Source organism: Microbacterium oleivorans (assembly GCF_001691565.1).
In the GTDB taxonomy this organism is placed as follows: Bacteria; Actinomycetota; Actinomycetes; order Actinomycetales; family Microbacteriaceae; genus Microbacterium; species Microbacterium oleivorans_B.
This window is the reverse complement of record NZ_MAYO01000002.1, coordinates 201,376-212,757: the sequence shown is the minus strand read 5'-3', so window position 1 is coordinate 212,757 and position 11,382 is coordinate 201,376. Positions and strand designations below refer to the sequence as shown.

Below are 11,382 nucleotides of genomic sequence, written 5' to 3'. Positions count from 1 at the left end.
CGGCTCGCCGAGAGCATCCGCGGACGGCGAGCAGACTGCGGCCCCCGCCGATGATCAGCGATGGGAACCACAATGACGGACGGCACGGCACTTTTCTCGATCATCGTCGCGATGTACAACGTCGAGCCCTACCTTCCTGCCTTCCTCGACAGCCTCGATGCGCAGGGGCACGACCTCGCCGAGGCTGAGATCGTGTTCGTCGACGACGGCTCACCCGATCAGTCGCGACGGATCGTCGAGGAGTGGGCCGCGACCCGGGATGCCCGTACCGTCGTCGTCTCCCAGGAGAACCAGGGCGTCGCCGCCGCCCGCGAGGCCGGCACAGTCCACGCCGGCGGCACCTGGATCACCTACGCGGATCCGGACGACGTGTTGGAGCCGGGCTACCTCGGCTCAGTGAGCGAGGCACTGCGCTCGGCCGCGGACGTCGGCGTCGTCCCTGCGATCGTGTCGACGCGCCTCATCTACACCGACGACACGCTGCTCACCCGCCGTGACACCCACCCCCTGGGCAAACAGTTCGACGGAGGCCGACGCATCGTGTCGCTCCGAGACGATCCGCAGCTGATCAAGCTGTCGGCTGCTACATCCTTCCTCCGCCGAGTGGACGTCCTCGCAGCGGACATCCACTGGGACCACCGCATCCGCCCCAATTTCGAGGATGCCGCCTTCATCGCCCGCTACCTCCTGACCTTCGACGATCCGCAGGTCCTCGTGGTTCCCGAGGCGCACTATCTCTACCGTCGCCGCACGGCGACGAACTCACTGACCACGACGAGCTGGCAGCGCGTCGAGAAGTACATCGACGTGCCGCGGTTCGGATGGCTCGCGACGATGGAGCACGCGGTGGCTCAGCGCGGGTATGTGCCCGTGTGGATGCAGAACACCGTCCTGTACGACATCTACTGGTACTTCCACTACGACGCCCAGATCCACAGCCCGACGCGCTGGATCCCGCAGGACATCAAGGATCGCTTCCTCGAGACGGTCTCGCAGGTCCTCGCCCTCATCGACCCCGAGGTGATCGCGACCTACCGCATCACCCCGCTGTCGCCTCAGCTGCGGTCCGTCCTGATGTCCATCGGCGGACACGGCCTGCCCCTCTCGCCCGTGCACCTGTGGCGTGCGGATCGGGGCAGTCGGCAGGCGCTGGTGAAGTACTACTTCGCGGGCGACCGACCGACGGAGGAGTTCACCGTGGGCCGGGAGCCGGTGGTGCCGGCGTACGCGAAGGACCGGGTGATCGTCTACTTCGGCCACGACGTCATGCACGAACGGATCCTGTGGCTCGAGCCCCGCGAGGGCCTCACCATCAGCCTCGACGGCCGACGCGCGGAGATCCGGTACAACAGTCCTGGCGCCCACGAGCTCGCCGTGTCCAATGACAGTCTCCGCAACCGTCTGGGTATCACCGATCGTGCGCGCCGTCTGCCGGCTCCTCCCGCGGCAGCCGAGAAGCGCACGCACGACCTCTGGGGTGCGCGCATCCGCGAGCGCGCGGCGCAGGTCGGACGCATCGTCCGCGGCGAGTCGGTCTCCGCGCGTCGACCCTGGGCCGCGGCCGCGCGCCGGGCCGCCAAGACCCCGCCCGTCCGGGCCCGCTACGCCGGCGCGTGGGTCTTCATGGACCGCGACGTCCAGGCCCAGGACAACGCCGAGCACCTGTACCGCTGGGTTCTGCAGAACCGTCGCGACGTGAACGCCTGGTACGTCCTCCGCAAGTCGAGCTCGGACTGGGCCCGACTGAGCGAGGAGGGCTTCCGGCTCGTCGACTTCGGCTCCACCGAGCACTTCATGTTGCTGCACCACGCGAAGTTCCTCATCTCCTCGCACGTGGACAAGTACGTCCTGCAGCCGTGGAGCACGAAGCTCCTGCGCAAACAGGAATGGCAGTTCGTCTTCCTGCAGCACGGCGTGACCAAAGACGACATCTCTCGCTGGCTCAACCGCAAGCCCATCCGCCTCATCCTGACGACCGGGCAGGCCGAGTTCGACAGCTTCGTCGACGACGGCACGCCCTACACCTTCACGAGGCGCGAGGTCGCCCTGACGGGCTTCCCCCGACATGATGCGCTGGCGCAGAAAGCCGCAGCCGTCCCGGCGGCCGAACGTGACCTCGTCCTCGTCATGCCCACTTGGCGCGAGTACCTCATGACGAAGATCACCGACAAGGGCACGATGCGCGGGCTCATCGACGATTTCGACGACTCGGTCTACGCGACGCAGTGGCGGGAGTTGCTCGCGCGGCTCTCGACCGACCCGGCACTGGCCGAGAAGGGGTGCCGCGTCGGATTCGTGCCGCACCCCAGCCTCGAGCCCCACCTCGACCGGCTCGGGGTGCCTGCCGGGGTGGAAGTCTTCCGCTACCGCGACAACGACATCCAGTCGGTGATCGCGCGGGCCCGCGTCCTCGTGACGGACTACTCCTCGTTGGCCTTCGAGGCCGCGTACATCGAGACCCCGGTCGTCTACTTCCAGTTCGACGCCGAACAGTTCTTCGAGGAGCACCCGCACCGCGCCGGCTACTTCGACTATGCCGACGACGGGTTCGGGCCGATGACCCGCGAGGCCGACGAGGCCGCGATCGCGATTCGCGACGCCCTCGTGGCGCCGGAGTCGGTGGCCGTCTACGCGGATCGTGCGACGACGTTCTTCATCGACCGAGACGGCGCGAACTGCGAGCGCGCCTTCGAGGCCATCCGCTCGATTCGCTGACAGGCGCGACCACGTAGAATCGGTCGATTCCCTCCGAAAGCGGTGACTGCTCGTGCGTGAACTCCTCCGGACGAGTCGGGTGCTCCGGTGGCTCCGCGCGCAACCCGTCGCGCTGCCCTACCGCATCCTGCTCCGGATCACTCGGGTCCGGCCCGAACGGTTCCTCTTCCTCTCCGACTCCCATCTCGGCTTCACCGGGAACATGGGCTTCGTCCGCGGCGAGTTGTTGCGCAGGATGCCGGAGGCACAGGTGGCGGGGGTGTTCAAGCCGCACCTGACCGCCCGGCGGCCCGTGCGGGACGTCATCCGCCTGCCGTGGTTGCTGGCGACGAGTGGGACCATCGTCGTCGACGACTTCTACCCGATCATCTACCCCCTGCCCATCCGTCGCGGAGCACGGCTCGTGCAGATCTGGCACGCTGCGGGCGCCTTCAAGCAGGTCGGCCACAGTCGCGCGGGTCTGCCGGGCGGCCCCGTGCCGGGAAGCGACATCCACCGCAACTACACGCATGTGCCCGTCAGCTCCGAGAGCATCCGGACCGACTACGCGGAGGCCTTCGGGATCGACGTGTCGCGCGTGCAGGCGCTGGGCGTGCCCCGGACCGATGCCTTCTTCGACGCCGACCGCGTCACGACGACGCGAGCGCGCGTGCGCGCCCGCCTCGGTGTGCGCGACGATGCGCGGGTCGTCCTGTACGCTCCGACCTTCCGCGGGAACGGTCAGCGCACGGCGCGCCCCGAGGAGTCCGCGGACTGGGGACGGGTGGCCGCCGAGCTCGGCGAAGGATTCCGGGTCGTGGTGCGGCAGCATCCCTTCGCGGCGAAGTCCGCGCCACCGCTCCCGGACGGTGTCCTCGACGGCGGATCGGAGGAGATGAACGACCTCCTCATGGCGACCGACATCCTCGTCACCGACTACTCCTCCTCCATCTTCGAGTTCGCGCTGCTGCGGCGTCCCGTCGTCCTGTTCGTTCCGGATCTCGACGACTACGCCGGGTCACGCTCCTTCTACCGCCCCTTCGACTCCTACGCGATCGGCCCGGTCGTGCGCGAGCCCGCGGACCTGGCGGCGGCTCTCCGACGCGCGGAGGTCGATGACGCCGTCCTCGACACGTTCCTCGAGGAGTTCTGCGGCGCCCTGGACGGTGGGTCGACCGCTCGGATCGTCGAGCGGATGCTGCTCGCCTCCCCTGAACGGGTCGTCGTGGACGAGGAGGCGGTCGCGCCGGGCTCCGTCGAGCCCACCCGCGCGGAAGGCGCGATGGGACTCCGAGTCGCCGCCGCGCGCCTCGCTCGCATCATCCTCAGTGTCGCGTATGCGCCTCTCAAGCTCCTTCCCGTACAGCGGAAGGTCGTCATGATCAGCCGCGAGCACCCCGTCGTCCCCGATGACTTCACCGACCTCGCCGCCGCGCTCACCCGGCATGACGACGCCGTACGCGTCGTCATGCTCGTGCGGATGGTTCCCCCCGGCATCCTGCGGAAGATCGGGTACGGCTTCCATCTGCTTCGCCAGCTCTACCACGTGGCGACGGCGCGCGTACTGATCATCGACACGTACGCGATCGTCGCGAGCGTCCTGCGTCACCGTGACGAGCTCACCGTGATCCAGATGTGGCATGCGCTCGGGGCGTTCAAGAAGTTCGGTCTCAGCATCCTCGGGCGCGAAGAGGGACGCGACAGACGACTGGCCGACGCGATGCGCATGCACCAGGGCTACGACCTCGTGCTCACGAGCGCGGAGGAATGCCGCCCCGCGTTCGCCGACGCGTTCGGAACTCCGCTCGAGCGCGTCGCTGTGGCGCCGCTGCCACGCGTCGACAGGCTGCGCGATCCCGCGCGCCGCGAACGCACCCGCGCCCGCATCCTCGCGGCCCTGCCGCACCTGGCGGGCCGGCGGATCGCGGTCTTCGCGCCCACGTTCCGGCTCGACGGCACTGTCGCGGTCGACGTCCGCGCGCTGACGGAGGCGCTCCACGGTCACGGGGTCCACACCGTCGTGAAGCTGCATCCCCTCATGCACGCCGACTTCGGTCCCGACGTCGACACCGGAGGCGACTTCTCGACGCAGGAGATGCTCGCGATCGCGGACCTGTTCATCACGGACTACTCGTCGGCGCTGTACGAGGCATCGGTGCTCGACATCCCGACGTACTTCCTCACGCCCGACCTCGATGCCTACCTCGAGTCACGGGACTTCTACCTCGACTACCGGCGCGACCTGCCGGGGCCGATCGTTCGGACCGTCGACGAGCTCGCCCGCGCCATCGGACGAGCCGACGCCTCCGCTGCCGACGCGCAGCGGTTCGCCCGACGATGGGTTCAGGTGCCCGGCGACCCCGCACCCGCTCCCGGGGCGACGCCGTGTGCGGACGCGATCGCCGAGATCGTCAGCGCGCGCCTCGGTGATCCGCGCAGCTAGAGGGCGGGCGTGGTCGCCGGCGTCCGTTCGATGCGGGTGAAGGACCGCTTGACCTGCGTGCGCAACCAGCGACGCGACCGGCGCTCCACCCATCGCTCGATCGCCGCAGCCATCAACAGCACGAAGGCGATCGCCGCGACGAGGACCACCCACTTGTTGAGGTGAGGGCTGAGCTGCCCGATGACCCACCATCCCCAGAGTTCGTGGACGAGGTACAGCGGGTAGGTCAGGGCACCGAGGTAGGTCATCCAGGCAACCTCTCGGAACTGCAGCGGTGAGAGCGTCACGAGGGCGACCGCCGCGAAGATGACGACCATGATCGCGACCGCGACCGGCTCCTTGAGATCGATGCCGGTGAGCCGCTCCGCGTTGGCCATGTCGTACATGATGGTCTGCTGCGCGGCGAGGATGCCGTTGCCGATGACGAGCATCCAGCGAAGGAGGTTCGAGCCGCGCGAGTGGATGACGTACAGCATCATCCCCGCTGCGAAGAGCGATGCGTACGCGGGTGAAAGGAACATCGCGAGGAACTGCATGTTCGAGCGGTCCGCGATCAGGGCGGCCAGGGGCCAGAGGAAAGCCAGCCAGGTCACCTTCTCGACGGTCAGGTTCCGACTCATGAAGATGCCGATGAGCACGTAGAACAGAAGTTCCACGGCGAGGGTCCAGTAGACGCCGTCCACGTGCGGCACGCCCGCCCACTCCTGGAGCATCGTGAGGTTCGTCAGAACCTGGACGAACGTCACGCTCTTGTCGAGCTGATCTCCCGCGATGAAGGCGATCAGGATCGCGGCGAGGATGACCGCCGCCCAGTACGCCGGGAACAGACGGGAGACGCGCGCGGCCACGAAGTCGCCGACGGAACGCCCTTCGACCGACATCAGGATGACGAAACCGCTGATGAGGAAGAACAGCTGCACTCCCATGAACCCGTAGGCGCTCAGCCCGGAGATCAGCGGGAAGTTCTCTGCGGAGGAGCCCTGCCACTGCGAGTGTCGTCGCGCCGTGTAGTGATACATCACGACGGCGAGGGCTGCGCCGAAACGGAGCAGGTCGAGCAGGAGGAGGCGCGGACGGGGAGCGACGTCGGCGGTGGCGGGAACCGGAAGCACGAATCGCCGTTCTAGCCATGGGTTGCCTGCGGACCCGGTGTGACCGGCGTGCGCCCGGCCGCTCGCCCGGCCCCAGGACGAGGCGTCAGAGGGTGCGGCGTCGAAGCGCCCTACGGACGGCGCGCTTTCCGAGACGCACGGCAACCGTGACGACGCTCCGAAGCCGGAGCCTCACGGCGACTCCCGGATCGGTCACGGGTTTCCACACCCGGACGTCGCCCTGCCGCGCCGGAATCGCCCACGTCCCGACGACCGCACGACGGTGCCTGTCCGTCGTCTCGGTCATCCCTTCACCCGCGCGGGCTCGGACGAGGGGCCGGGTGCGGCCGTCGACCTCGACCCGACGCGGCACGCGATCGACGTCGGCGATGTGCAGCTGCAGCACGTCCTGACCGAAATAGTCGGGAGCGAAGCGCTCGACGCGGTTCGCCGACATCGGGCGGCCGTCCTCGTCGAACAGACGGATGCCGGCTCCCGCCGTGACGGGGGTGCTCAGCCGCACCCCGTCTCGGCGACGCGACGCGTAGGACCCGACCCACGGCGGCAAGGATCGCCCGGCCAGCACCTGCAGGAGGAGTCGGCTCTCCACGGGCAGCGCCGTCGCGTCGTACTCGAACAGTCGCTTCTCGGTCACGTGGCGGGCGCACGCCGCGAGGGCCCGGAGGGTCGTCTCCCGCTGCGCATCGTCGAGGACATCGGCGCGACCGTCCGGCGTCAGCTGAACGGGGAGCAGCCATTGGCACTCGTACAGGAACATCGACTGCAGCCATTCCGGCGGGCCGGCGTCGCCGCATCCGCTCAGGAGTGGCTCGTACCCGTCCACGAATCGCTCGTAGTACGCACGCGGGTCGGTTCGAAAGGCGTCGACGGCGGAGTCCCGCGCGGCTCGCCGACGGTAGATGTACGAGGCGGAGGCGACCAGGCCTACTCTCGGCGCGGCGAGACCGAGCAGGTACTCGGCCACGAAGAGCGCGTCCTCGGACGCGTGGAGCCCGGTGCGGAACCGCGCTCCGGCACGCCGCAGATCCGCGAGGCGGAAGAACGCCGACGCGACGTTCAGCTGGAAGACGTCCGGGCGCTCGCGCATCGACACCACGCGGTCACCTCCAGCGAATCGGAAGCTGAGCGCGTGGACGTCCTCGGGGTCGGGTCTGGGCTCCCGCAGCCGGAGGAGCCGCGCCGAGGCGAAGTCGATCTCGTCGGCGTGCACGGCCAGGAACCGTGCGACAGCTGCGAAGTAGTCGTCGGACAGCAGATCGTCGGAGTCCGGGAAGGTCACCCACTCCCCCGTGGCGGAATCCATTCCGCGGTTGCGCGCCGCACTGACACCGGCGTTGTCCTGACGGACCAGCACCCCCGTGACCGACGTCGAGGCCAACCAGCGCTCGACCATCCGAGCCGACGCGTCCGGGGAACCGTCGTCAACGAACACGACGTCGAGTTCGTACGGTCCCGGCGCCTGGGCATCGAGGGAGCGCAGCAGGTCCGGCAGATACGGTTCCACGCGATACAGCGGCACGACCGCCGTGATGGTCACCACGAGATCCGCCCACATCGCTGCACCCGGTCAGTTTACGTCGGCTCCTGGGCCACCTCGCGCGGCGGTGAGCAGGTCGTCGAGGGGTCGGCGGATAGGATGGACCGTCCCCACCCGAGGAGCAACATGCCCACTCAGAGTCGAACCGTCGCCGTCGTCCTGGCGGGCGGGATCGGGGTCCGCGTCGGCCTCGGCATCCCCAAGCAGCTGCTGAAGATCGCCGGGAAGGCGATCGTCGAGCATACGCTCGAGGCGCTCGAGGCCAGCGACGACATCGACGAGATCATCGTCATGATGAACGCCGACTCGATCAGCGAGCTCGACCACCTGATCGAGAGCGGAAGGTTCGGCAAGCTCAGCCGCATCCTTCCGGGGGGCGCGACGCGCAACGACACCACGAAGCTGGCGATCTCGGTGCTCGAGGGCGACGACACGAAGGTCCTCTTCCACGATGCCGTCCGGCCTTTCATCGATGCGCGGATCATCAGCGACTGCGTCCGCGCGCTCGACACCTACGACGCGGTCGACACCGCGATCGCCTCCGCCGACACGATCATCGAAGTCGACGACGCGAGCCTCATCACCGCGATTCCCGACCGGTCCCGGCTGCGGCGCGGTCAGACCCCGCAAGCCTTCCGGCTGGGAACCATCCGGAAGGCGTACGAGCTCGCCGAGGGCGACGCCGCTTTCCGCGCCACGGATGATTGCGGCGTCGTGTTCACCTATCTGCCCGACGTTCCGATCTTCGTCGTCGAGGGGACGCCGGAGAACATGAAGGTCACCGAGCCGATCGACGTCCACATCGCCGACAAGCTCTTCCAGCTGCAGTCGGCGAGTCTCTCCATGGAGAGGCTCGTGCGCGAGCTCCCCGACCTCTCAGGGGCCGGGATCGTCGTCTTCGGCGGCAGCTACGGCATCGGCGCGAGCATCGTCGAACTCGCCCGCGCGCAGGGCGCGAACGTCATGGAGTTCAGTCGCACCTCCACGGGCACCGATGTGCGGTCGGCGTTCCAGGTCGGCGACGCTCTCACCGAGGCCGCCCAGAAGATGTCCCGCATCGATGCCGTCATCGTCACCGCCGGCGTCCTCCGCATCGGCCCCCTGGTCGAGACGTCTCAGGAGGATCTCGAGCACACCATCGAGACGAACCTCCTCGCCCCCGCGGTCATCGCGCGTGAAGCGTATCCGCACCTCGCCCGTCATGGCGGTCAGGTGGTTCTTTTCACCTCCAGCTCGTACACGCGCGGGCGGTCCGGATACGCGGCCTACTCGGCCACGAAGGCCGGTGTCGTGAACCTCACCCAGGCGCTGGCCGAGGAATGGGCCGAGAACGGGGTGCGGATCAACTGCATCAACCCGCAGCGCACCGCGACCCCGATGCGCACCGCGGCGTTCGGTTCGGAACCAGAGGGCTCGTTGCTGGACGCCGAGGACGTCGCGAAGGTGACGGTCGGCATCCTGGGGTCGGAGCTGACCGGTCAGATCGTCACGGTCCAGGTGTCGGAGATGAAGAACCTCCGCTAGCGCCGCGTCTTCGCCGGCGCTCCGGTATCAGGATTCGAGGATCTCCAGCGCCTCGGCGATGGGTCCATCGAACACGACATCGCCCTTGCGCAGCACGATCCCGCGGGTGCAGAGCTCTTTGACCTGTCCCTTGCTGTGGCTGACGACCATCATCGTCACGCCCTGTTCGGCGAGCTCCTTGAGCTTCGCGTTGCATTTGGCGCGGAACGGCGCGTCACCCACCGAGAGGACCTCGTCGACGAGGAGGACGTCCAACTCGACGTGGATCGCCACACTGAACGCCAGGCGCATGAACATGCCCGACGAGTAGTGCTTGACCTCCTGGTCGATGAAGTCGCCGATCTCGCTGAAGGCGACGATCTCGTCGAAGCGTTCCTTCGTCTCCTTCTCGCTCATCCCCAGGATGGCAGCGTTGAGGAAGACGTTCTCGCGTCCCGTGAGGTCGGGGTGGAACCCTGCACCGACCTCGATCAGGCCGGCGACCTTGCCGCGGGTGAGAACGCGGCCCGAATCCGGCTCGAGTACGCCCGAGACGAGCTTGAGCGTCGTGGACTTCCCCGAACCGTTGAGGCCCATGACGGCGACGGATTCGCCCTCGCCGATGGAGAACGACACGTTCTTCAGGGCATGGAACTTCGTCGATCGCACGGGCTGGCGCCGCACCGCAGCGATGAAGGCGTCCTTCATCGATCGGGTGCTGCGCTTGCTGAACCACTTCGATACGTGGTCGACGATGATGCGGGGCTGGGGCTGAAGGGAAGTCGACATCACAGGTCCTGTGCGAAGCTGCGCTCGAAGCGCCGGAAGACGAACTGGCCGATGACCAGTGAGAGAAGGACGACGCCGATGGCGGCCACGACATGCCACTCGAACTGGGGCGGCCAATCGAGGTTGATGGGACGGGGCTGCGCGTCGTTGACGACAGGGAGCGTGCCCCAGAAGGCGTGGTGATAGAGCTCGACTCCCACGGCGAGAGGGTTGGCCATGTAGAGGTCGAACAACCACGGCACGTGATGACTGCTCGTGACCTTCTGGACCATCTCCCACGTGTAGAGGATGGGCACGGACCACGTCGCGATGGTGCGGATGATGTCGACGATGTTGCTCGCGTCGCGGAACCGGACATTGACGGCCGAGAAGAACAGCCCGAGGCCCATCACGAAGGTGACGACGAGCAGGATGCCGAGAAGGGCGAGTCCGACCGAAGCGAAGGATGGGAGCCACCCGAAGAGCAGGCTCACCACGATGAGGACCGCGAGCTGCGGGAGGAAGTGCGTGAAGGTGCCGATGATGGCAGCGAGCGGGAACAGCTCCCGCGGAAGGTAGATCTTCCGCACGAGCGCCTTGTTGCTGACGATCGAACTCGTCGCGGCCGACATCGTGTCGTTGAAGAGGTTGACGAGTACGAGGCCGCTGAACAGGTAGAGCGGGAAGGCGGGCACCTTGCTGTGCAGGCCGAGGATCTGGCCGACCACGAGGTAGTAGACGAGGAACTGGACGGTGGGCCGGACGTACGACCAGAACCATCCGAGGACCGAGTTGCGGTACCGCAGGGACGTGCTCTTGCCGATGAGCAGACGCAGCAGATAGTGGTACCGGAAAACGTCGAGGATGCCTCGGCCGCGCCCGGGGGTGTCGTAGGCGCTGTAATCGATCTGGGTCACAAGGTTCCTCGCGGTGTCGTGATGCCGCCGGGTCTTCGCCACCGGGCAGGCCATCCGCAATCCTAATGGACCGCGAGCTTGGCCTTTCCGGTGAGCGGGGGCGAGTCAGCGCAGGTAGTCCCCGTGCACCCAACCGGTGCGAGTTCCCACTGCGACCTGGAACCACTTTCCGCTGCTCGCCTTGATCGTCACGGTGGTTCCCCGTGCAAGCGTGGTGATCTTCGCGCTCGAGGTCGATGCGGCGGTCCTCAGGTTGACCGCGGTGGTCGTGATCTTCGTCGCGGCCGCCGGCGCGGTGGTCACCGCGGACGCGAGCACCCACCCCGTCTTGGTACCGGAGGTCACCGCACGCCACCCCGCATACGAATCGACGATCGTGACCTTCGCACCCTTCGCCAACGACACCAT

General features: G+C 67.6%; 8 protein-coding genes. 3 read left to right on the top strand and 5 right to left on the bottom strand.

Annotation, left to right across the window (positions count from 1 at the left end; all coding sequences use genetic code 11):
• The first annotated feature begins 60 nt into the window (after positions 1-60).
• Together BBA86_RS01260 and BBA86_RS01255 are read left to right on the top strand one after the other, a co-directional pair.
• On the top strand, positions 61-2,715 hold the full coding sequence (locus tag BBA86_RS01260; protein ID WP_083199394.1) for a CDP-glycerol glycerophosphotransferase family protein: 2,655 nt from the start codon (positions 61-63) through the stop codon (positions 2,713-2,715).
• A gap of 52 nt (positions 2,716-2,767) precedes the next feature.
• The gene (locus tag BBA86_RS01255; RefSeq protein WP_223246991.1) at positions 2,768-5,137 is read left to right on the top strand and encodes a CDP-glycerol glycerophosphotransferase family protein; all 2,370 of its coding nucleotides are present in this window, start codon (positions 2,768-2,770) and stop codon (positions 5,135-5,137) included.
• On the opposite strand, the gene BBA86_RS01250 is transcribed toward BBA86_RS01255, so the two are convergent.
• Together BBA86_RS01250 and BBA86_RS01245 are read right to left on the bottom strand one after the other, a co-directional pair.
• Positions 5,134-6,249 carry an acyltransferase family protein gene (locus BBA86_RS01250; RefSeq protein WP_065569887.1) on the bottom strand — a complete coding sequence of 372 codons (1,116 nt, stop codon included), beginning with the start codon at positions 6,247-6,249 and terminating at the stop codon, positions 5,134-5,136. The genes BBA86_RS01255 and BBA86_RS01250 overlap by 4 nt on opposite strands.
• Before the next feature lie 85 nt (positions 6,250-6,334).
• Complete coding sequence (locus BBA86_RS01245) at positions 6,335-7,786, bottom strand: glycosyltransferase family 2 protein (RefSeq protein WP_189318396.1); 1,452 nt, start codon at positions 7,784-7,786, stop codon at positions 6,335-6,337.
• A gap of 126 nt (positions 7,787-7,912) precedes the next feature.
• Between BBA86_RS01245 and BBA86_RS01240 the strand changes: the two genes are divergently transcribed.
• Positions 7,913-9,310 (top strand): bifunctional cytidylyltransferase/SDR family oxidoreductase, encoded by a 1,398-nt coding sequence (locus tag BBA86_RS01240; protein WP_065569885.1) that lies wholly within the window; start codon positions 7,913-7,915, stop codon positions 9,308-9,310.
• A gap of 27 nt (positions 9,311-9,337) precedes the next feature.
• On the opposite strand, the gene BBA86_RS01235 is transcribed toward BBA86_RS01240, so the two are convergent.
• The 3 genes from BBA86_RS01235 to BBA86_RS14655 all read right to left on the bottom strand — a co-directional run.
• Entirely contained in the window at positions 9,338-10,078 is a 741-nt protein-coding gene (locus BBA86_RS01235; protein ID WP_065569884.1) for an ABC transporter ATP-binding protein, read from the bottom strand.
• Positions 10,078-10,974, bottom strand: coding sequence for an ABC transporter permease (locus BBA86_RS01230; RefSeq protein WP_223246990.1), 897 nt, complete (start codon positions 10,972-10,974; stop codon positions 10,078-10,080). The genes BBA86_RS01235 and BBA86_RS01230 overlap by 1 nt, the downstream gene beginning before the upstream one ends.
• Before the next feature lie 105 nt (positions 10,975-11,079).
• Positions 11,080-11,382: SH3 domain-containing protein (locus tag BBA86_RS14655; RefSeq protein WP_223246989.1), on the bottom strand; the 303-nt coding region annotated here is incomplete at its 5' end.